Raw genomic sequence first — 21,581 nt, 5'->3', positions numbered from 1 at the left:
GCGCCACAGCCTCCCGCGCCACAGCCTCCCGCGCCACAGCCGCCGGCCCCGCCTCCGGCACCGCCCGTGCCGCCTCCGGCCACGCCGGGCATCGACGTGGTTCACTATGCCGGGGCGCGCGACGACTATGTGCTGGAGCGCAGCGACGCCGGCCTGTGGAGCCTGCGCACCGCCTCCGGCAGCAGCGCCACGCCGCTGCCGGGCATAGAGCGTCTGGTGTTCGACGACGGCGCGGTGGCGCTGGATCTCGCGGCCGAAGGCCCGGGTGTGGCGGCGGCCCAGGCCGCACGGCTGGTGTTCGCGCTGTGGGGACAGGCTGGCTTGGACAGCCCGGATCTGGTAGGCCATGTGATGGCCTATGTCGATGGCCTGGGACTGGGCGCAGCTTCGCAGGTTGCCGAGAATCTGGGCTTGCTCACGGCGCTGGCCGGCGATGCCGACCCGGCGGCCTTGTTGACGCTGCTGTATACCCACATCGTGGGCCGTGCGCCCGATGCCGCCGAGTTGCAGCTGCTGTTGGAATTGCCGGCAAGCGGATACTCGAATGCGCAATGGGTGCAGATTGCCGCAGAACTTGCGGTCACGGCGCAGGCGATGGACCTGGATGCGCTGGCGCAGCAGGGACTGGCATTCACGAACTACGCAGGCCCGGTGTTCGGCTCGACGGCCGACGAGGTGTTCCGTGCGCAACAGGGCGACGACCGCATCGACGCCGGTGCCGGTGTGGACACCGTGGTCTATGGCGGCAATGCGGCCGACTACGTGTGGCGCAGCGAGGAGCAAGGCCAGTGGATCGTGAAGAGCATGGCCCATGATGGCGGGCGTGACACGCTGCTGGGTGTGGAGCGACTGCAGTTTGCCGATCATGCGGTGGCGCTGGACCTCGATGGCGCGGCCGGCCAGGCACTGCGCCTGCTCGCTGCCGCGCTGGGCGCAAATGCGCTCGACGACCGTGCGCTGGTCGGCGAGCTGATTGCCTTTGTGGATGCGCAGGGCGCCCAGGCGCTGGCGGACAGCGTGCAGGCCAACGGGATTCTGGACCAGCTGGCCGGCGGCGACAGCATGCAGGCGCTGATCAGCCTGCTGTATCTGAACCTGGTGCAGCGCATTCCCGACGAGGCGCAATTGCAGGAAGTCATGGAGCTGGCCGAGCAGCAGAATTGGGACCGGGCCGATCTGCTGGTGCATGCGGCCGAGCTGGCGCAGACCGCGCACACCATCGGCCTGCAGGCCCTGGCGGAGCAAGGCGTGGCCTACGACGTCTGGGGGCTTGAGCGCGCCACCGGCTGACAGGGGGCCGCGGCGCGCGGCCCTTTCCATCCAATGCCGGCCTGCCCGGCATTTTTTTCGCCCGACAACCCACGTTGCGGCACTTCACAGATAATTCCCCCGTTGCCTACCTTTCATAAACACTTTGATCTCCATCCTGCGCCTGGTTGCACTGGCTCTTGACCAGCTTGAAGTAGCCATCTGTGTCTTTGACACCAGGCACAGGACGCTGCTGTGGAACGACACGTTCCTGCAGTTCTTTCCCGAGCATGCGGGCCATGTGCACGAGGGCGAAGACTACCGCGAGAATCTGCGGCGCTTCTATCTGGAGCGGCTCAGCCCGGACGAGCTGCCGGCCATGGAGCGCTACATAGAAGAAGGGGTGCAGCGCCACTACCAGCAGCAGCGCGCTTTCGAGTTCGACCACCATGGCTATCGGGTGCGCGCCGCGTCGGTGTCGCTCGGGGCTCTTGGCCGCGTGCGGCTGTGGCGCAAGACCACGCCGCTGCTGCCGGGAATGCAGGACAGGATCAATCCGCGGCTGGCGCAGTTGTCGGGACAGATTTCCGCCGATACGGCCAGGGCGCTCGAAAGCCTGGCCGACGGCATTCTGATGGTCGACAAGCAGGACGGGGCCGTGTGGGCCAACCATGCGTTCCTGGTGCTGTATGGCCTGCCCGGCATAGCCAGCCTGGGCGCACGCCAGTTCGACGAAATCTATGCCGAAACCTGGCGGCGCGAAGCGCCGACGGCGGGCTTTGCCAGAGGGCTGGCGATTCTCAAGGAGCGCCAGCGTTTTTCGGGCGCGCCCTATGTACTGGCGCTGCCGCAGAACCGCTGGGTGCGCATCGTCGAGCTGCGCGGCACCCAGGCCAATGGCAGCAGTTTCTTCTCGCATGTCGATGTCACGGCTTCACGCCGCCAGCAGGAAGAGCTGCACCAGCTGACACAGCATCTGGAGTCGTTGGCAGGCAAGGACGCATTGACCGGCCTGGCCAATCGCCGGCGCTTCGACGAGCTGCTGGCTTCCGAATGGGGCGAATCGCGCCGGCTGGGCACGCCGCTGTCGCTGCTGATGCTCGATGTGGACCATTTCAAGCAGCTCAACGATGCCCATGGCCATCCCTTTGGCGATGAAGTGCTCAAGAGCTTCACACGGGTGCTCACGCATGTGGTGCAGCGCCCGCGCAGCCTGGTGGCGCGTTATGGCGGCGAGGAATTTGCGATCCTGCTGCCGGATACCGACGCCGCGAGCGCGGCCAAGCTTGCCGAGTTTCTGCGGCTGCAGGTCGAAGGCATGTCGCTGGGCACCGAGCTCACGGGCGTGGTGCGCATCACGGTCAGCATAGGCGTGGCCTGCACCAGCCATTGCGCGGGCGACGCTTCCAGCACCTTGCTGGTCGATGCGGCCGACAAGGCCTTGTACGAGGCCAAGCGCAAGGGCCGCAACCAGGTGTTCAGCCGAGCGCCCGCAGCATCAGAGGATTGAGGCCACTGTGCTCCAGGCCCCGGGCCTGTCGATGGATGAACGGCATGCCTTCCAGGCATGCGGCTGGCGGTTCATGGTTCTATGCGTGCGCTGAGCTGCCTGCCCCCACCGCATCAAAAGCCGGAATCGGACCAATCGCCGCTCCTAGGCCTTCAACCCATGCAGCGCCATGTCGAGATACTCCTCTATGACTTCGCGCGTGGACATGGGCCCCTTGGGGTTGTGCCAGCGCGTCATCTGGTTGAGCGACGACAGCAGGAAGCGCCCGGTCAGCGCGACGTTGTGCGGCTTGAATACGCCCGTCTCGATGGCGTCGGAAATGCAGCTGCGCAGCAGGCTTTCGTATTCGTTGCGCAGCGCGATGGTCATGGTGCGCTGCTCGCTTTCGGCGCCCATCCAGAACGCGTTCGAGCCCGCCATCCAGGAGTCGCGGTCGGCGTCCATGAAGTCGGCGGACACCAGCATGTACTGGCGCACTTTTTCGAGCGGCGTGGGCGCGGCGTCGACCGCAGCGCGCACGGAGTCGATCAGCGCGCGCAGCGAGTCGAGCACGATGCGGTGGAACAGCGCCTCCTTGTTGGGGAAGTGGTAGTACAGCGCGGCCTTGGTGATCTTGGCTTCTTCGGCGATATCGCGCAGCGACGTGCCTTCGTAGCCGCGGCGCGCGAACAGCCGGCAGGCGATGCCTATGATCTGTTCCGGGCGGTTGTCTACGCGCGGCCGAAAGCTTTCGGTCGCTGCGGCCGTGTCTTCTTTTGGACGACGAGTTGCCATCGTGCTCCCATTTTTGTTCTGGTGGAAGGAAAAGTATAGGTGACCCGGCGCGCGCTGCAAGCTGTTGCGGTTGCGCGCAGCGCTGCCTGGAACGGGGTGAAAACCCTATTTACCTTTCGGTAGGTAAGTGTAGCGTCAAAGACCCCTGTCTCAGGCCTTGGGCGTTCAGCCGCCCACGCTGCCCGTGATCGGCAGCACGATGCCCGTGATATAGCTCGCGCAACTGGGCGCGGCCAGGAACACATAGGCGGGCGCGATTTCGTCGGGCTGGGCGGCGCGGCCCAGGTCGGTGTCCTTGCCGAACTCGGCCAGGTCGTCGCCGCGCTTGTCGGCGGGGTTGAGCGGCGTCCACACAGGGCCGGGCGCGACCGCATTGACGCGAATGCCCTGGCCCGCGAGATTCGATGCCAGCGCCTTGGTGAACGCGTGGATCGCGCCCTTGGTCGCCGAGTAGTCGAGCAGTTTGGCACTGCCGCGCAGCCCGGTCACCGAGCCGGTGTTGATGATGCAGTCGCCGCGCGACAGATGCGGCAACGCGGCCCTGGCCATGTGCATGTAGCCGAAGATATTGGTTTGGAAGGTTTCTGCGATGCGCGCATCGCTGAGATCCTCGAGCGAGTCCGCATGCTGCTGGAACGCCGCGTTGTTCACCAGGATGTTGAGCCCGCCGAAGCGCTTGACGACTTTCTTGACCATGTCGGCGCAGAATTTCGCGTCCTTGATGTCGCCCGAAATGCAGACGCACTGCGTACCTTCGGCTTCGACCAGGGCGCAGGTCTTCGCCGCATCTTCGTGTTCGTTCAGATACGCGATCGCGACATTCGCGCCTTCGCGCGCGAACAGTATGGCGACTGCCCGGCCTATGCCCGAATCGCCGCCGGTGATCAACGCCGTCATGCCCTTGAGCTTGCCGCTGCCCTGGTAGGCGGGCGCATCGTACAGCGGCGGCTGCTGCATCCGTGCCTCGATGCCGGGCTTGGTCAGATGCTGTCGGCTCATGGGGGCAGCGCTGGCCTTGCGTCCCGGGCCGGGCGCAGGTAGCGAAGGCTTGGCTTTGCGCGGCTTCTTGTCCGCGGCGTTCTGTTTCGCCTGGATGTCCTTTTGCTTGGCGACTGTCTTGGCCACGGCGGCGGTGGTCTTCTTTTCGGTTTTCTTCATGGCCGCGTTTCCTCGTCGAGTGAATACGCTGATCAATGTAGTGCGCCGAGGCACGCTTTCCTGTAGGAAAACGGCCTTCATCGGTCCAGGGCCGGCCGCCAAGCGGGTAAGCTGCTCGCATGGATTCGCAACTCTGGACGGTCTACATCGATGGCAGCGCCACGCCCAATCCCGGGCACATGCGCATAGGCGGCATCGCCTACGCGCCCGACGGCAGCGCGCACAGCTTCAGCCAGGCCATCGCCCACTCGGGCTGCAACAACGAAGCCGAGGCGCTGGCCGCGATCCACGCGCTGCAATGGCTGCATGGCCAGCAGGTGCGCGCGGTGCTGCTGCATACCGACAACAGCATACTCGCCGAACAGCTGAGCCAGGCCAGTCCCAAGCCCATTGCGCGCCTGGCCTATATCTATGCCCAGGCGCGCGCGCTGCTGCCGTTGTTCGAAAGCGTGCAGCTGCGCTGGATTCCGCGCCACAAAAACGCCGTTGCCGACGCGCTGGCGCGCGGCGAGCCCTTGGCGGATGGCGCAGCGCCGCAGGCGGCCTTGCCTGTCTGAGCCATGCTGAGCGAACTCAAGACGTTCATCGCCGTGTGCCGCTACGGCACTTTTGCCGCGACCGGCGAGCGCATAGGCCTGACGCAGTCGGCCGTGAGCAGCCAGATCAAGCGGCTCGAAGAGTCGCTGGGTTTTGCGCTGTTCGATCGCACCGGCCGCTCGGCCACGCTCAATGCCGCGGGCCAGGCGACGCTGGCGCGCGCCGAGCAGATCCAGGCGCTCTATGCCCAGCTCGCAGACCTGCCGGGCGAGAGCAGCGCGTCGGGCCTGCTGCGCATAGGCGCGATCGCCTCGGCCCAGCCCACCTTGCTGGCGCGGGCGATAGGCGCGCTGCGCGCCGTTCACCCGCAACTGCGCGTGCATGTGACGCCGGGCATCTCCATGGGGCTGATGGACGACCTCGACGCGGGCAAGATAGACGCCGCGCTCATCATCCGCCCGCCCTTCGGCATGCTGCCCGAACTGACCTGGCAGCCGCTGGTGCACGAAGCCTTCGTGCTGATGGTGGCCGCAGGCGTCAAGGGGCGCGACTGGCGCGCGCTGCTGCAGTCGCAGCCATTTTTGCGCTACGAACGCACGTCGTTTGGCGGGCGCATGGTCGAGCGCTTCCTGCGCCGCGAAGGCCTGGCCGTGCAGGATGCAGTGGAAGTCGACGAGATCCCGGCGCTGATCCACATGGTCGCGCTGGGCATGGGCGTGGCGCTGGTGCCGCTGGTCGAGGCCCATCTGCCGCTGCCCGCCGGCGTGCGCGTGCTGGCGCTGGGCGAGCAGACATTCCATCGCGAGATCGGCCTGCTGCAGCGCCGCCCGCGCGCGAGCACGCCTGCCGTGGCGCTGCTCGCGCAATGCCTGCGCGACGCGGCGCCCGCGCCGACTCCCGCGCGGCGCTGAAGCGCCTCACTTGGCGAACAGCGAGCCCAGGTCGGCGAACGACTTCATCTCCACCGCATTGCCCGAAGGATCGAGAAAGAACATCGTCGCCTGCTCGCCTGGCTCGCCCTTGAAGCGGATATAGGGCTCGATGACGAAGTCGGTGCCGCGTGCGACCAGCTTGTCGGCCATGGCCTGCCACAGCGCCATGGGCACGACGGCGCCGAAGTGGCGCACGGGCACATCGTGGCCGTCGACCGCGCTGTGGGCGCGCTGGCCGCACTCTTCGGGCGCGAGGTGGGCAACGATCTGGTGGCCGAAGAAGTTGAAGTCCACCCAGGCGTCCGAGCTGCGCCCTTCGGGGCAACCGAGCAACTCACCGTAGAACGCACGCGCCTGGGCGAGGTCGTGCACGGGAAAGGCGAGGTGGAAAGGAATCGGCGACGACAGGTGGGAATCGGCGGAGAGGATCGTGGAGTTCATGGTGGATCTGCTGGCGGTGTGGAGACAGGCCCACTGTAGACAGACTGACTGATAAATAAAAACGATATATCTGCGCGCTCAGCACAGATTTTTTTCATCAATCTGTGGCCGCGCCGGTCTTGTCCTGGGCCGAGCACTGCTGCCGCGTGCGCCGCACGCAACGATGCAGCAAAAAAATGTAAATAGTTGGAACCTATCGAATATTATTTATACTTAGTATTTATAAATAATCTGCTGTGTTTGAGATGTCGCTGACCGAATCCATCGAATTGTCCTGTTCTCTCCCGCAAGAAGCCGTGGAGCGAACCGCGGCCGTGCGGGCTTGCGCATGAGAAAGTCAGGCGCGTTTTTGCGGGCGCTTTGTTGCCGCGCGGCTCGCGGGGTGAGGGCGCTATGGCCTGCTGCGGTGCCGCTGTGCCCACCCGGTGAATCGGCGCGTATTCGCCTGTTCGGCCTCAAAGCCAGGCCCTTGGTGATGGTCATGCATACCGTCCAGGGGGAGCGCAGCTTCGTCAAGGTCGACGGCGCCCGCGCTGCCGACCTGCTGCATACGCTGGCGGCGCTGCAGTCCCCGGCGCGCCGGGACTTGGCGCACACGGCAGGCAGGGGCGAGCCGAAACCGAGAAAACGCATTTTTTCCAAAGTCAGCTATTGGGAGTTTCTGATTCCCGGCGGCAAGCCGCTGCGGATCGACAGCGGCTCAGGCGGTTCTCCATTGCCCATTGCGTTTTCAAGCGCGCCGGGGCGGCGCCGCAGCGGCGACGCTGTCAGCTTCACTGCGCAAGGCGGAAAGGACTATGAGGTGCACATCTACACCAACGACGGCGTCTGCACGGTGATGGTGCATGAAGTCAAGACCATGGCCCACGGAATCGAGCGGGTACCGGTTGCGCTGGACTGAACGCCATGCCTATTTCACTCGCTCAGGCTTGCAGGGTGGCGCCGCGGCGCGACCCTGCGACAAACGCACAAATGCACAAATGCAGATCATCGGCGCTCCACGCCTGTGCCGTTTGACGGCCGAAACCTTCCCCAACGAACACCGACCTATGCTGCATTCGGCACGCGCCGGGTTCGTGCTGCCGCGTGCGTCCACTACCATGCATCTTCGGGCATTCGCATGACTGATCACTCCACCGCCACCTTTCACGACAGCGACCTCGACACCGAGGCCCTGGACTGGTTCATGCGTTTCTGCGACGCGCCCCACACCGCGCACACGGATGCCGCATTCCAGCGCTGGCTCGCAGGTCATCCCGATCGCCAGGTCGCGTACGCACGCTGGCAGGCCGATTGGCGCCAGATGGACGCGTTTCCGCTCGCGGGCGTGGAGCAGTTGCGCCTTCAGGTGGCGCAGGACAAAGCCGTGGCGGCGCGCTCCCGAGTGCGGCGTGGCGGCCGGTCCGCGCTGGTGCTACGGACTGCGCTCGCGGTCCTCGTGCTGGCGCTGGGCGGCGGTGGCGGCTATCTGGCCTGGAACCATTGGCGGCAGCAGCCGGTGTTTGCGCAAAGCTACGAGACCCAGCGCGGCCAGCAACTGAGCGTGCAATTGCCCGACGGCAGCAAGCTGCGCCTGGACACCGCGACGCGGGTCGAGGTGAGCCTTTATCGCCAGCGCCGCGAAGTGCGCTTGCCCCAGGGCCAGGCGCTGTTCGACGTGCAAGCCGACAGCGCGCGTCCTTTCCATGTGCTGGCCGGCAACACCCGGGTCACGGTAGTGGGCACGCGCTTTGCGGTGCGCCATACGGACGAAGGTCCGGTGCGGGTGTCCGTCGAAGAGGGCATGGTGAGCGTGGCCGCGCAGGACCGTACCGACTGGGCCGTGTTCCTGGCCGCGGGCCAGCAGCTGGCCGGCGGTGTCGTCGCCGCCGTGGCGTCGTCAGGCATCGCGCCCTGGCGCGATGGCCGCATCACGCTGGACAACATGCCGCTGTCCCAGGCCCTGGCCGAATTCGAGCGCTATGGCCCGACCCGCATGGTGGTGCACGACCCGGCCGTGGCCGCGCTGCGCATCTCGGGCAGCTTCGATCCGCTGCGCCCGGGCGATTTCCGCCAGGCGCTGGTCAATATGCTACCGGTGCGGCTGCAGGAGTCCGGCACGCAGACGGAGATCGTGGCCGCCTCCTGACCGCCGGGCAATGGGGCGCTCGGCCGCGCCGGTCATCGCCGCCGTGCAGGCTGCGCCCGGCCCGCACCAGGCGACTGCATTCAAAGAAACAGCAACGCCGTTGCCGCCACGGCCGTAGGCCCCAGTGCTCCGAGCAGCAGCCCCAGCGCGCCCACGGTCTCGTCGGCAAAACCGCGCTTGAGCAGGGCCACGCCCGCGGGATTGGGGGCGTTGGCGATCACCGTGAGCCCGCCGCCGGCCACGGCGCCCGCGACCAGCAGGTACTTGGATTCGTCCGAGATGCCGACGATCAGCGAGCCCAGATAGGTCAGCGCCGCATTGTCGGTGATCGCCGTGAGGCCGATCGCTCCCAGGAACAGCGCCAGCGGCTGCAGTCCCGACACGATGGGCTGCAGCCACCATTGCTGCATTCCGCCCAGCACCACCAGCCCGGCCAGAAAGAAGCCCACCAGCAGCGCCTCCTTGAGAATCAGGGGGCTCTGGTGCTTTGCATAGGCCTGGGTGTAGCCCAGGAACATCAGGAACAGTCCCAGGAAAATCACCGGATGGTGGGCCGACAGCACCACGCCCGCGAGCAGGGCCAGGTGCACGGCGATGACGGTCAGCGGCACGCGCGCAGTCGCATCGAGTTCGTCATTGGCCGGCGGCGCGGGCCGCAGATGCTGGCGCAGCAAGAGGGTTGCAACGCTGGCGTTGACCAGTACCGCGAGCGCGGCCTTCCAGCCGAACTGGGTGAACATGAATGCGCTGTCCCAGCCCCAGGTGGCCGCGACCATCAGCACCGGCGGCGCGGCGTACGACGTCAGGGTTCCGCCAATGGAGACATTGACGAACAGCACGCCCAGCGCCAGGTACTTGAGGCTTTCGGGCACCTGGCGGCGAAAGATCTGCGGCGCGAGCATCAGCGCGGCAATGGTCATGGCCGCGGGTTCGGTGATCAGCGAGCCGAGCAGCGGCACCGCAGCCAGGCCCAGCCAGGCGCTGGCCAGCGGCGTGGGCAGCGGCGCCAGGCGCGCCAGCGCATTGACGGTGGACATGACGATCGCCAGTACCGGTTTGGACGCCGCGATCACCATCACCACGAAGACAAACAGCGGCTCGGTGTAGTTGCGTGACTCGGCATATTGAAGCGCTGCGCCGCTGCCGCTGGCCAGGGCCATGAAGGCAATCAGCACGATGGCCCAGAAGCCGAACACGACTTCGACTTCACCGAGCAGATGGAACAGGCCGGCGTGGCGCGGAAAGCGGTGGGACAGGCGCTCGAACTGCTTGGCGGCAAAGGTATGGGCCAGGGCGAGCGCGAAGATGGCGGCAGCCATCCATTCGACAGGGATGTTGAACATGGATCAGGAGGACGTGACGGCGCAGCGAGGCGGCCCGACCTTCGCTGCTTTCCTGACACGCCACAATGGCATGCCACCCAGCGCCGATTCTACGCGAGGGCGTCAGATGCCCAGCGCTGCGGGGTCTCCTGAAGGCGTCTGCTGCATGCGCTTGATATCGCGCTGCGGCGGCGCGCCGAACAGCTGGCGGTAGTCCCGGCTGAACTGCGAAGCGCTTTCGTAGCCCACGCGCGCCGCGGTGCTGGCCGCGTCCAGCGCCTGGTTGAGCATCAGCTGGCGCGCCTCCTGCAGGCGCAGCTGGCGCTGGTACTGCACGGGGCTCATTCCCGTGAGGCTGCGAAAGTGCTGGCGGAACGTCGACGGACTCATGTGCACCAGGGCCGCGAGTTCGTTGATGCGCACTTCGCCGCTGAAATGCTGCTTGAGCCACGACATGGCGCGCGCGATCTGGTGGCTGGGCGAGCCCGCCGAAAGCAGCTGGCGCAGATAGGGGCCGTGCGGGCCGCACAGCAGCCGGACCATGATCTCGCGCTCCACCAGCGGCGCGAGCGTGCCCATCAGCTGCGGCTCATGGAGCAGGCGCACCAGCCGTATCAATGCGTCGAGCAGCGGCGCCTCCAGCGGGCTCAGCGACATCGCGCAGGGCGACTGCTCACGCGGCAGTGGCGCCAGCGCCAGCTCGCTGGCCAGCGGCAGCAGCGCGCCGGCATCGAAGCGCAGCATCATGCCCAGAAAGGGCCGCGCCAGGTCCGCCTGGGTCACATGGGCGACGACCGGCAGGTCGACGGCCGTGAGCAGCGATTGCCCCGGGGCGTAGGCGATCACCTGCTCGCCCAGCGTCACCTGCTTGGCGCCCTGGGCGGTGATGCCCAGGCCCAGCCCGTAGATGCAATGCATGGGCGCGGTTCGGGCGCTGCGCCGGTGCAGCGACAGCCGCGAGATCGCGGTTGCATGGTCGCCGTCGTTTTGGGCAATCTTGCCGATCTCGTGGGCCAGGATTTCTATGGACATGTGCAGGCTTTGGGGGAAGCGGGGGTCCACTTTACCCGCACGGACCATGGACGGTCGCAGGAGGGCGGCGAAAGATTGGAAACGGCAATACAAGCCTTGAAAACGGCAAACGCGCGCGCGGCTGCGCGCGGATACTTGCCGGCAAAGTGGAGCTGGCGGCATGCGCCGGACTCCGCTGCCCGTTTCGCTCCACCAGGAACTGCCCATGACCACGCTCCACATCAACGGCCGCGCCCACGCGGTCGACGCCGATCCCGGCACGCCCATTCTCTGGGCCCTGCGCGACACGCTGGGCATGACCGGCACCAAGTTCGGCTGCGGCGCGGCGCTGTGCGGCGCCTGCACCGTGCATCTGGACGGCGAGGCCATTCGATCCTGCGTCACGCCGATCTCGGCGGTCGAGGGCCGGAAGATCACCACCATCGAGGCCGTGACCGACGGCAGCGATCCGATCGGCGCGGCGGTGCACGCGGCCTGGGTCGCGCACGATGTCGCGCAATGCGGCTACTGCCAGAGCGGCCAGATCATGAGCGCCACGGCATTCCTCAAATCGCTGCCGCGCGGCAAGCAGCCCGGCGCCGACGAGATCGACAGCGCCATGGCCGGCAACATCTGCCGCTGCGGCACCTATGCGCGCATTCGCGCCGCGGTGGCCGATGCCGCCAAGAATCTGGCCTGAAGGAGTTTCCCATGCTGCCTGTTTCCTTCGATAGCAACGATCTGCCGCGCGCGCTGCAGCGCCTGATGGCCAATGCGGCTGACGCACCGGCCGCGCTGCCGCGCCGCAGCTTTCTCAAGATGGCCGGCATCGGCGGCCTGGTGCTGGGGGCCTTCCCGCATCTTGCAAATGCGCAGGCCCAGGCCCAGCCCGCCGCCGCGCTCAAGCCCACGCAGCAGCCTTCGGCCTTCGTGCAGATCGCGGCCAATGGCGAAGTCACGGTGACCATCAACCGGCTCGAGTTCGGCCAGGGCGTGCAGACCGGCCTGCCCATGATCCTCGCCGAGGAGCTGGACGCCGACTGGAGCCTGGTGCGCAGCCGCAGCGGCACCAACGACGCGGCCTACCACGACCCGCTGTTCGGCATGCACCTGACGGGCGGCTCGAACTCGATCAAGAACAGCTTCACCCAGTACCGCGAGCTGGGCGCGCGCGCCCGCGCCATGCTGCTGTCGGCTGCGGCCAGGCGCTGGAATGCCGACGTGGCGACGCTGCGCACCGAGGCCGGCCAGGTGATTGCGCCCGACGGCCGCCGGCTCGGCTACGGCGAGCTGGCCGAAGCCGCAATGGCCTTGCCCGTGCCCGAGACCGTGCGCCTGAAGAATCCGCAGGAATTTCGCATCATCGGCCAGCCGACCACGCGGCTGGACGCGCGCGCCAAGAGCAGCGGCCGCCAGGACTTCGGCATCGACATGCGCCTGCCGGGCCAGCTCACGGCCGTGGTCGCCCACCCGCCGGTGTTTGGCGCGCGGCTTTCGTCCGTCGACGACAGCGCGGCGCGCGCCATCAAGGGCGTCAAGGCCGTGCTGCGCGTGCCGCTGGACGGCGGTGCCGAAGGCGTGGCGGTCGTCGCCGACGGCTACTGGCCGGCCAAGCTGGGGCGCGATGCGCTGCAGCTGCAATGGGACACTTCGCGCGTGGAGAAAGTCGACAGCGAACGCCAGCTGGCCGAGTACCGCCAACTGGCGCGCCAGCCCGGCGCGCGCAAGTTCGACGCCGACATGTCGGCGCTGGACAAGGCGCCGCAGCAGCTCGAAGCCGAGTTCGTGTTCCCCTATCTCGCCCATGTGCCCATGGAGCCGCTGAACTGCACGGTGCGGCTGTCGGCCGACCGCGCCGAGATCTGGGTCGGCACGCAAAGCGCGGGGCTGGACGCGGCCGCGGCCGCGCGCACCCTGGGCCTGCCGCCCGAGAAGGTGCTGCTGCAGGTGCAGATGGCGGGCGGCGGCTTTGGCCGGCGCTTTGTCGGCTCCAGCGATTACGTGGTCGAAGCCTGCGAAATCGCCAAGGCCGCGCGCGCCGCGGGCCTGGACGCTCCCGTGCGGCTGCTGTGGAGCCGCGAGGACGATGTCAAGGGTGGCTACTACCGGCCCATGCATCTGCACCGCGCGCGCATAGGCTTCGACGAAAGCGGCAAGGTGCTGGCCTGGGACCACACCATCGTCGGCCAGTCGATTCTCACGGGAACGGTGTTCGAGAGCTTTCAGGTCAAGAACGGCATAGATGCCTCGGCCACCGAAGGCATGCGCGACCCCTATCCGCTGCCCATGCGCCTGACCGTGCACCATCCCAAGCTGAACGTGCCGGTGCTGTGGTGGCGCAGCGTGGGCTCCACGCATACCGCGTTCGTCATGGAAACCCTGCTCGACGAGATTGCGCGCCGCACCGCCCAGGACCCGGTGGCCTACCGCATGGCGCTGTTTGGCGACCAGCACCCGCGCCACCGCGCGGCGCTGCAGCTGGCCGTGGACCGCAGCGGCTATGGCAGGAAGCAACTGGCCGAAGGCAGCGCCTGGGGCGTGGCGGTGCACGAGTCGTTCGAGTCGGTGGTCGCCTATGTCGTCGAGGCCACGCTCAAGGAGGGCCAGCCGGTGCTGCAGCGCATCACGGCGGGCGTGCACTGCAACCTCGCCGTCAATCCGCGCAGCGTCGAGGCCCAGGTGCAGGGCGCGGCTGTGATGGGCATGTCGATGTGCCTGCCCGGTGCGGCGATCACGCTCAAGGACGGCGTCGTCGAGCAGAGCAACTTCGGTGACTTCACGGTGGCGCGCATCACCGACATGCCCGACATCGGCGTGCACATCGTGCCCAGCGCCGAGCCGCCCACGGGCATGGGCGAGCCCGGCCTGCCGCCGCTGGCGCCGGCTTTCGCCAATGCCGTGGCGCGGCTCACGGGCCAGCCGCAGCGCGAGCTGCCGTTCAAGCGCGCCTGAAGCCCGGCGTCAGGCCGGCGCGCGCAGCTGCTCGAGCAAGGCCTGCAGCGGGTGGCGCAGCTGGCGCTCGGACAGGCGTTTCACCTGGCTGCGGCAGGAGTAGCCCGTGGCCAGCGCGATGTCCGCGGGCCCCTCGACCGGCAGCTGGCGCTCCCAGGACTGGGCGTAGATCTTCTTGGAGGTCTCCAGGTTGCGCGCTTCGTGGCCGTAGGTGCCCGACATGCCGCAGCAGCCCACGGCCTGGGCACGCAGCTTGAGGCCGCGGCGCGCAAAGACCTGCACCCATTGCTGGCTGCTGTCGGGGGCATTGGTCGACTCCGTGCAGTGGGGCATGAGCGTGAAGCGCGGCGCATCCGGCGCGGGCGCGGTTTCGGGCAGCACGTCGATCAGCCACTCCTGGGGCAGCGCGACGCGCGGCACCTCGCCTATGCCCGGCACTTTCTGGTACTCCTGGCGATAGGTCAGCGTCATCGCCGGGTCCAGGCCCACGAGCGCAATGTCGCAGGCGGCAAGCGCCGACAGCTCGCGGGCATTGCGTATCGCGGCCTGGGCAAACGCGCCCAGAAAGCCCTGCACATGCAGCGGCTTGCCGTTGGGGTTGAGCGGCGCGAGCCACACCTGAAAGCCCAGGCGCGATGCCAGCTCGATCAGCGCCGCCAGCGGTTGCGGGTCGAAGTAGCGCGTGAAGGTGTCCTGCACGATCACCACGCTGCGCTGGCGCTGTTCTTTGCCCAAGGCCTGCAGCGCCTGCGCCTGCGCCGGCCGCACCTTCCAGCGCGTGAGAACCGCCTGCAGATCGAACTGGCTCAGCAGCGGGCTGTCGACCATGCCTATGTGCTTTTGCAGCAGGCGCCGCACCCAGCCCGCGCCCATCAGCCCGTTGTAGACCGCGGGCAGGCGCGCCATCCAGGGCATGGTCTGCTCCAGCGAGCCTATCAGGTAGTCGCGCAATGGCCGCAGATAGCGCTGGTGGTAGAGCTCCAGGAAGCGCGCGCGGAAATCGGGCACATTGACCTTGACCGGGCATTGGCCGGCGCAGGACTTGCAGGCCAGGCAGCCCGACATCGCCGCATAGACTTCGTGCGAGAAGTCGGCTTCGCCGCGCGCCGCGGCGCGGCTGTTGTGCCAGCGTGCGGCCAGGCCTTTGACAAACGCCGGCCTGGCGGCCGCGGCCTGCAGCACATCGACGCCGGCCGCGCCCTGCAGGCGCAGCCATTCGCGCAGCAGCGAGGCCCGGCCCTTGGGCGAATGCACGCGCTCGCGCGTGGCCTTCCACGACGGGCACATGGCGTCGTCGGGGTCGAAGTTGTAGCAGGCGCCGTTGCCGTTGCAGTGCATGGCCGCGCCGAAGCTCTGCCACACGCGCTCGTCGATCTGGCGGTCGTGTTCACCGCGCAGCGGCACGCCGTCGACCTTGAGCAGCAGCGTCCTGGCCTCGGCCGGCGTGGCGATCTTGCCCGGGTTGAACTGGTTGTGCGGATCGAACGCTGATTTAAGCTGCTGCAGCGCGGGATAGAGTTCGCCGAAGAACGCGGGCGCGTACTCCGAGCGCACGCCCTTGCCATGCTCGCCCCACAGCAGTCCGCCGTAGCGCTGCGTGAGTTCTGCCACGCCATCCGACACCGGGCGCACCAGCGCCGCCTGGCGCGGGTCCTTCATGTCGAGCAGCGGCCGCACATGCAGCACGCCGGCGTCGACATGGCCGAACATGCCGTACTGCAGGCCGTGGCTGTCGAGCAGCGCGCGGAACTCGGCAATGAACTCGGCGAGGTTCTCGGGCGGCACGGCCGTGTCCTCGACAAACGGCTGGGGCCGGGCTTCGCCCTGCACATTGCCCAGCAGGCCGACCGCGCGCTTGCGCATGGCATAGACGCGCTTGACCGCGGCCTCGCCCACGGCCAGCGTATGGCCCAGGCGGCGCACGCCGGCGTCGCCTTGCAGATGGGCGATGAATTCCTGCACCTGGCGGTCTACGGCCGCCGCATCGTCGCCGCTGAACTCGATGATGTTGATGCCCAGCGTGGGCTGCTGCGCGTCGCCGGGAAAGTATTCGGCCACGCTGCTCCAGGAGAAGTCCTGCATCGCGAGCAGCAGCACCTTGGAGTCCACGGTCTCGATCGACAGCGGCTTGAGCGCGAGCAGCGCGCGCGCGTCGCGCAGCGCGTCCATGAAGGCCGCGTAGCGCACGTTGACCAGCACCGAATATTTGGGAATCGGCAGCACATTGAGTTTCGCCTCGACGATGCAGCCCAGCGAGCCTTCGGCGCCGCACAGCACGCTGTTGAGATTGAAGCGGCTGTCTTCCTCGCGCAGATGCGCGAGGTCATAGCCCGTGAGGCAGCGGTTGAGCGGCGGGAACTTGGCGGCAATCAGTTCGGCCTGGGTGTCGGCAATGCGCCGCGCCGTGCGGTAGACCTGGCCCGCGCGGCCGCCTTGCGCGCAGGCGGCGTCGAGTTCGTGGGCATTCAAGGGCTGGCTGTGCAGCCGCTCGCCGCCCAGCAGCACGAAGTCTATGGCCAGCACATGGTCGCGCGTCTTGCCGTAGGTGCAGCTGCCCTGGCCGCTGGCGTCGGTGTTGATCATTCCGCCTATGGTCGCGCGGTTGGAGGTCGACAGCTCGGGCGCGAAGAACAGCCCATGGGGCTTCAATGCGGCGTTGAGCTGGTCCTTGACCACGCCGGCCTGCACCCGCACCCAGCGTTCTTCGGCGTTGATCTCCAGGATGCGGTTCATGTTGCGCGACAGGTCCATGACGATGCCGTCGGTCAGCGACTGTCCGTTGGTGCCCGTGCCGCCGCCGCGCGCCGTGAGCGCAATGTCGCGGTGCGCGGGCTCGGCCAGCAGCCGCGTGACGGTCTGCACGTCTTGGGCATGCGCGGGAAAAACGGCGGCCTGGGGCTGGCGCTGGTAGATCGAGTTGTCGGTGGCCAGCACCGTGCGGCTCGCGTAGTCGCTGCGGATCTCGCCCGCGAAACCCGCGGCGCGCAAGGCGGCAAGAAACTCGGCATAGGGGGCGGCGGGCGCGCTGGCGCGCAGGGGAAGTCGTTCGATCATCGGGATACCTTGTTCCTGGGCCTTGGCAATGATGTGTTCAATGCATGTGTTTTGTGGCCGGCTGCTGAGTATCTGTCTGATAATTCGCCAATACAAACGGATATTTCAGCGGCAATTGCTGCATAAAACTCATGCATTACCGCCGCCTGACCCCTTCCATGTCGCTGCTGCTGGTGTTCGAGGCCGCGGCGCGCCATGAAAGCTATACGCGCGCCGCCGAAGAGCTGGCGCTGAGCCAGAGCGCGGTGAGCCGGCAGATACAGACACTGGAATCGCAGCTGGGCATCAGCCTGTTCCGGCGCCAGGGACGCTCGGTACAGCTGACCGAACTGGGCCGGCGCTATGCGGCCGAAGTGGTCGCGGCGCTGGGGCGCATACGCGCGGCCACGCTGCAGGCGATGTCGCAGCAGGAGGGCGGCGCGCTGCGCCTGGCGACGCTGCCCACCCATGGCTCCAAATGGCTGCTGCCGCGCCTGCACGACTTCTACCGCAGCCATGCGGGCGTGACGCTGCACATCCATTCGCGCATAGGCGCCATCGACTTCAATGCGCAGGAGCTGGACGCGGCCATCACCGTGGGCGGCGTCGGCGACTGGCCCGATCTGCGCGCCCACTGCCTGCACAACGAGTTCCTGGTGGCGATCGCCAGCCCTGAGGCCTTGAACGGCAAGCCGGCGACGCCCGAATGGATTGCCTCGCAAACGCTGCTCACGGTGGCCAGCAATCAAAAGGGCTGGGCGCAATGGTTCAGCCACAACGCCCTGGACCACCGGCAGATGAAGGTCGGGCCCAGCTTCGAGCTGACCTCGCACCTGATGCAGGCGGTGCGCGCGGGCATGGGCGTGGGCCTGGTGCCGCGTGCGCTGATCGACGACGAAGACCGCCGCCTTGGGCTGGTCGAAGTCGGCGCAGCCATGGTCAGCGAGCGCTCCTACTACCTCGTCTATCCCGAGCGCAACGAGACGCTGCCCGCGCTGGCGGCGTTTCGCGCCTGGCTGCTGGCGCAGCAGGCATAACGTATCCCCAACGAAAAACGCACTGCCGGGGCAGTGCGTTTTTCAAGAAAGCCGCCAGAGACTCACACCCTGGCGTTTCCCGGCTCAGATCTGGGCTTGCTTGCCCGCGGCGCGGGCCTGCGACAGCTTGCCCAGGCCGACGACCAGTATCGCACCGGCCGCGGCAGCCGCGTAGTGCAGCCAGGGGTGGGCCATGGTGTAGCCGTGCAGCAGGTTGTCGTTGACGACGGTTTCGCCGCCGACCCAGCCGATCAGCGCCGCGCCCAGCGTGATGATCACGGGGAAGCGTTCCATCAGCTTGATCATCAAAGTGGAGCCGAAGATCACCAGCGGAATGCTGATGGCCAGGCCCAGGATCAACAGGACCATGTTGCCCTGGGCGGTGGCCGCCACGGCAATCACGTTGTCCAGGCTCATCACCAGGTCGGCGATCAGGATGGTGCGGATCGCGGCCATCATCGAGCCATTGCCCTTGCCGTGGCCTTCTTCCTCATCGCCGCCGGACAGCAGCTGATAGCCTATCCACAGCAGCAGCACGCCGCCGATGACCTGCAGGAACGACAGCTCCAGCAGCTTGGCTGCGACCACGGTCAGCGCGATGCGCAGCACCACGGCAGCGCCGGAGCCGAACATGATGGCCTTTTTCTGCTGCTCAGGGGGCAGCGATCGCGCCGCGAGGGCAATGACCACGGCGTTGTCGCCGGACAGGATGATGTTGATCCAGATGATCTTGACGAGACCGATCCAGAAGTCGGTGGTGCTGAGAAATTCCATTTTTACTCCACTGTTATGAATATAAAAGCGCCGCGGGCGCGGCGCTCTCTTTTTATGAGTGCGGGGAGTTTAGGCCTGAAATTCGGTGCTCGCAGTTCGTAATACTGCGTAAATTCGGGCGCGAAACGCCCGATTTCGGGGCGCTCAGGCCGGATAGAGCTGTCTGCTGCGGGCAAACAGCCGGGTGATGCCCATCAGCGCCGAGATATTGGGAACGCGCATGTCCAGTCGGTGCGCGATTTCAAGCACTGCGCCGACAATGGCATCGAGCTCTATCGAGCGCTGGGCTTCGACGTCCTGCAGCATCGAGCTCTTGAACGCTCCCAGTTGGCGCGTGACCGCATGCCGGTCTTCGGGGCTTTGCGCGACGGCGCAGCCAATGCGTTCGCCGATCAGCGCGGCTTCGGCCATGGCCAGCGAGCAGAAGTCGCGCACCAGATCGTCATCGAGAATGCGGTCTATGGTCGCGCCCGTGATTGCCGAAATCGGGTTCATGGTCATGTTGCCCCAGAGCTTGTACCAGATGTCCTGGCGCACGGCAGCCGAGGCCCTGGCCTCGAAGCCCGCGGCGTTGAGCAGGGCCACCAGATCGCGCAGGCGCGCGGAATCGCCGCCGCGTGGCTCGCCCAGCACCAGGCCCAGCCCCATCTTGTGCGCCACCAGGCCCGGCTCGGGCATGGACGCGCTGGCGTAGACCACGCAGCCCAGCACCTGCTCCAGGGGAATCGCGCGCGCAATGCGTCCGCCCGGGTCCACGCTTTCCAGCGGCGCCTCGCCCAGGCAGGTGATGCCCTGGGCAAACCACCAGGGCACGCCGTTCATCGCGGGCACCACCAGGGTCTGCGGGCCTATCAGCGGGGCGATGGCATCGGCGACCGCGCCCATGGCCTGGCTTTTCACCGCGACCACGACGATGTCCTGCACGCCCAGCGTGCCAGGATCGGCCGACGCGCCCGCGCAGGGCGCCTGCAGCAGTTCCCCATCCCTGAGCACGCGCCAGCCGTGCTGCTGCAAGGCGGCCAGCGTCGCGCCGCGTGCCACGGCACTGACCGCGCAGTTGCCGGTGGCCGCGAGGCGCGCGCCTATCAAACCGCCGATCGCTCCGGCGCCGTAGATACAGACTTTGATCATGATGCTCCTGATTATTCGTTTGCGCCGCGCAGGGATGGCCCTGGGGCTGGCCGCCATTCTCGCGCAAGCCGCCTTGCGCGACTTCCTACAATCACGCCATGCGAGCCCTTACCGAATTCTGGCGCGATGCAGCCATGCCTTATGCCGAAAGCCGGCGCGCCTGCGACAGCCGGGCCTGCTACAGGCCGCACAGCCATGCGACGTTCTCCATAGGCGCGGTGGACGGCGGGGGCAGCTGTTTCACGGGCGCGCCGGGCGGGTCGGTGACGCTGCAGGTGGGCACGCTGGTGCTGGTGCCCGCGGGCCGGGTCCATGCCTGCAATCCCGAGCCGGGCGGCGCCTGGAGCTACCAGATGCTGCACCTCGACGCCGCCTGGCTGCAGGGCGTGCGCGCCGAATACGCGGGCGACGACGGCGCGGCCATTCGCATCGTTGCCGACCCCGCGTCCTATGCCCGCTTTTGCCGCCTCAACGCCTTGCTGTTTTCCGCGGCGGCTGCCCAGCACAAGGAAGCCGCGCTGATTGAGTTCATCGGCGCGATGGATGGCGCCCAGGGCCTGCGCATTGCGCCGGGCCCGACCAGCGCGCGCTGCAGCGCGCAGCTGCAGCCGGTGCTGGAATTCCTGCGCCATGCGCCGGCGGTGCACACCGAGCTGGCCGATCTCGCGCGCCTGGCCGGCATGAGCCGCTTCCAGCTGATTCGCAGTTTTCGCGCCGCGACCGGCCTCACGCCCCATGCCTGGCAGCTGAACCAGCGCATCAACCGCGCGCGCGAGCACCTGCGTGCGGGCGCGGGCCTGGCCGATGTCGCCCATGGACTGGGGTTTGCCGACCAGGCGCATTTCCAGCGAGTATTCAAGGTGCATGCGGGGGTGACGCCGGGGCGGTTCCGGGCCTAGCGCTGGCGCAATTTTCTTCAATACAGGCCGGCCCGTCCTGGCCACACTGCAAGCGAACTCCTGGTATCTCGCATGCAGCCCTTTTTGATGATTGCCGCGGCGCACTTTCTCGCGCTGCTGTCCCCTGGCCCCGACTTCTTTCTGGTCGCGCGCACCGCGCTGGCATCGAACTGGCGCATCGCCAGCGGCGCCTGCCTGGGCATTGCCCTGGCGAATGGCGTTTTCATTGTCGCGGCGTTCGCGGGCACGGCCTTGCTGGCGCCGGGCAGCGCGCTGTTTGTCGCGCTGCAGCTTGCGGGCTGCGGCTATCTGCTCTATCTCGGTGCGCTGTTCATCCGCCATGCGGGCGCGACGCCCCTGCAGCAGACGCCAGGCCGGCAGGGGGCAGGGCAGACGGCATCGGCCGCGCGCCTGTGGTGGCGCGCCGCGGTCATGGGCTTTGTCTCGGGAATCCTCAATCCCAAGAACGCGCTGTTCTATGCGAGCCTTGCGGCCATGCTCACCGGCCCGTATGCGAGCGCGGGCTGGAAGGCGTTCTATGGCGCGTGGATGTTCGCCATGGTGCTGCTGTGGGACCTGCTGGTCGCGACGCTGATCGGCAACCAGGCCGTGCTGCGGCGCTTTGCGCGCGCGCTGCCCTGGCTGGAGCGCATTTCGGGCGCGCTGCTGATTGCGCTGGCGCTGGGCGTGCTGG

General features: G+C 67.4%; 19 protein-coding genes. 11 read left to right on the top strand and 8 right to left on the bottom strand.

The window, feature by feature from the left end; genetic code table 11:
* The first annotated feature begins 66 nt into the window (after nt 1-66).
* Together RR928_RS08210 and RR928_RS08205 are read left to right on the top strand one after the other, a co-directional pair.
* Entirely contained in the window at nt 67-1,290 is a 1,224-nt protein-coding gene (locus RR928_RS08210; protein WP_332682099.1) for a hypothetical protein, read from the top strand.
* A 124-nt stretch (nt 1,291-1,414) separates the two neighbouring features.
* The gene (locus RR928_RS08205; protein ID WP_332536377.1) at nt 1,415-2,758 is read left to right on the top strand and encodes a sensor domain-containing diguanylate cyclase; all 1,344 of its coding nucleotides are present in this window, start codon (nt 1,415-1,417) and stop codon (nt 2,756-2,758) included.
* 144 nt (nt 2,759-2,902) lie between these two features.
* Here RR928_RS08205 and RR928_RS08200 read toward each other — a convergent pair whose 3' ends face one another.
* Together RR928_RS08200 and RR928_RS08195 are read right to left on the bottom strand one after the other, a co-directional pair.
* On the bottom strand, nt 2,903-3,532 hold the full coding sequence (locus tag RR928_RS08200) for a TetR/AcrR family transcriptional regulator (RefSeq protein ID WP_332536379.1): 630 nt from the start codon (nt 3,530-3,532) through the stop codon (nt 2,903-2,905).
* A gap of 165 nt (nt 3,533-3,697) precedes the next feature.
* Nucleotides 3,698-4,690, bottom strand: a complete 993-nt coding sequence (locus tag RR928_RS08195) for an SDR family oxidoreductase (protein WP_332536380.1) — start codon at nt 4,688-4,690, stop codon at nt 3,698-3,700.
* Nucleotides 4,691-4,809: 119 nt separating this feature from the next.
* On the opposite strand from RR928_RS08195, the gene RR928_RS08190 reads away from it, so the two are divergent.
* Complete coding sequence (locus RR928_RS08190; protein WP_332536382.1) at nt 4,810-5,247, top strand: ribonuclease HI family protein; 438 nt, start codon at nt 4,810-4,812, stop codon at nt 5,245-5,247.
* Nucleotides 5,248-5,250: 3 nt separating this feature from the next.
* Complete coding sequence (locus RR928_RS08185) at nt 5,251-6,138, top strand: LysR family transcriptional regulator (protein WP_332548186.1); 888 nt, start codon at nt 5,251-5,253, stop codon at nt 6,136-6,138.
* Between the two features lie 6 nt (nt 6,139-6,144).
* Here the strand turns inward: RR928_RS08185 and RR928_RS08180 are convergent, their stop codons facing one another.
* The gene (locus tag RR928_RS08180) at nt 6,145-6,600 is read right to left on the bottom strand and encodes a VOC family protein (RefSeq protein ID WP_332536385.1); all 456 of its coding nucleotides are present in this window, start codon (nt 6,598-6,600) and stop codon (nt 6,145-6,147) included.
* Nucleotides 6,601-7,081: 481 nt separating this feature from the next.
* Between RR928_RS08180 and RR928_RS08175 the strand changes: the two genes are divergently transcribed.
* Both RR928_RS08175 and RR928_RS08170 read left to right on the top strand, forming a co-directional pair.
* Nucleotides 7,082-7,501 (top strand): hypothetical protein, encoded by a 420-nt coding sequence (locus tag RR928_RS08175; RefSeq protein ID WP_332548187.1) that lies wholly within the window; start codon nt 7,082-7,084, stop codon nt 7,499-7,501.
* Between the two features lie 219 nt (nt 7,502-7,720).
* Nucleotides 7,721-8,728, top strand: a complete 1,008-nt coding sequence (locus RR928_RS08170; protein WP_332536389.1) for a FecR family protein — start codon at nt 7,721-7,723, stop codon at nt 8,726-8,728.
* A gap of 80 nt (nt 8,729-8,808) precedes the next feature.
* Here the strand turns inward: RR928_RS08170 and RR928_RS08165 are convergent, their stop codons facing one another.
* Both RR928_RS08165 and RR928_RS08160 read right to left on the bottom strand, forming a co-directional pair.
* A complete protein-coding gene (locus tag RR928_RS08165) occupies nt 8,809-10,071 on the bottom strand; it encodes a putative Na+/H+ antiporter (protein ID WP_332682096.1) in 1,263 nt (420 codons plus the stop codon).
* 102 nt (nt 10,072-10,173) lie between these two features.
* The gene (locus RR928_RS08160; RefSeq protein WP_332536391.1) at nt 10,174-11,082 is read right to left on the bottom strand and encodes an AraC family transcriptional regulator; all 909 of its coding nucleotides are present in this window, start codon (nt 11,080-11,082) and stop codon (nt 10,174-10,176) included.
* 205 nt (nt 11,083-11,287) lie between these two features.
* Here RR928_RS08160 and RR928_RS08155 point away from each other — a divergent pair, with 205 nt between their 5' ends.
* Entirely contained in the window at nt 11,288-11,761 is a 474-nt protein-coding gene (locus tag RR928_RS08155; RefSeq protein WP_332536392.1) for a (2Fe-2S)-binding protein, read from the top strand.
* An 11-nt stretch (nt 11,762-11,772) separates the two neighbouring features.
* Nucleotides 11,773-14,013 (top strand): xanthine dehydrogenase family protein molybdopterin-binding subunit, encoded by a 2,241-nt coding sequence (locus RR928_RS08150; protein ID WP_332682093.1) that lies wholly within the window; start codon nt 11,773-11,775, stop codon nt 14,011-14,013.
* A 9-nt stretch (nt 14,014-14,022) separates the two neighbouring features.
* Here the strand turns inward: RR928_RS08150 and ydiJ are convergent, their stop codons facing one another.
* Nucleotides 14,023-17,067 carry a D-2-hydroxyglutarate dehydrogenase YdiJ gene (ydiJ, locus tag RR928_RS08145; protein WP_332682091.1) on the bottom strand — a complete coding sequence of 1,015 codons (3,045 nt, stop codon included), beginning with the start codon at nt 17,065-17,067 and terminating at the stop codon, nt 14,023-14,025.
* Nucleotides 17,068-17,198: 131 nt separating this feature from the next.
* On the opposite strand from ydiJ, the gene RR928_RS08140 reads away from it, so the two are divergent.
* Nucleotides 17,199-18,083 carry a LysR substrate-binding domain-containing protein gene (locus RR928_RS08140; protein ID WP_332536397.1) on the top strand — a complete coding sequence of 295 codons (885 nt, stop codon included), beginning with the start codon at nt 17,199-17,201 and terminating at the stop codon, nt 18,081-18,083.
* A gap of 84 nt (nt 18,084-18,167) precedes the next feature.
* Here the strand turns inward: RR928_RS08140 and RR928_RS08135 are convergent, their stop codons facing one another.
* Together RR928_RS08135 and RR928_RS08130 are read right to left on the bottom strand one after the other, a co-directional pair.
* Entirely contained in the window at nt 18,168-18,857 is a 690-nt protein-coding gene (locus RR928_RS08135) for a TerC family protein (RefSeq protein WP_332536398.1), read from the bottom strand.
* Nucleotides 18,858-19,001: 144 nt separating this feature from the next.
* Complete coding sequence (locus RR928_RS08130; protein WP_332536413.1) at nt 19,002-19,985, bottom strand: 2-dehydropantoate 2-reductase; 984 nt, start codon at nt 19,983-19,985, stop codon at nt 19,002-19,004.
* Nucleotides 19,986-20,086: 101 nt separating this feature from the next.
* On the opposite strand from RR928_RS08130, the gene RR928_RS08125 reads away from it, so the two are divergent.
* Both RR928_RS08125 and RR928_RS08120 read left to right on the top strand, forming a co-directional pair.
* The gene (locus RR928_RS08125) at nt 20,087-20,887 is read left to right on the top strand and encodes a helix-turn-helix transcriptional regulator (RefSeq protein ID WP_332682089.1); all 801 of its coding nucleotides are present in this window, start codon (nt 20,087-20,089) and stop codon (nt 20,885-20,887) included.
* 72 nt (nt 20,888-20,959) lie between these two features.
* Nucleotides 20,960-21,581, top strand: a 622-nt coding sequence (locus RR928_RS08120) for a LysE family translocator (protein ID WP_332682087.1), incomplete at its 3' end; no start/stop codon positions are given.

It is taken from the genome of Comamonas sp. (genome assembly GCF_036666375.1).
In the GTDB taxonomy this organism is placed as follows: domain Bacteria; phylum Pseudomonadota; class Gammaproteobacteria; order Burkholderiales; family Burkholderiaceae_C; genus Comamonas.
Note: the sequence above shows the minus strand (reverse complement) of the source record. Positions and strands in the feature narration are given on the sequence as shown.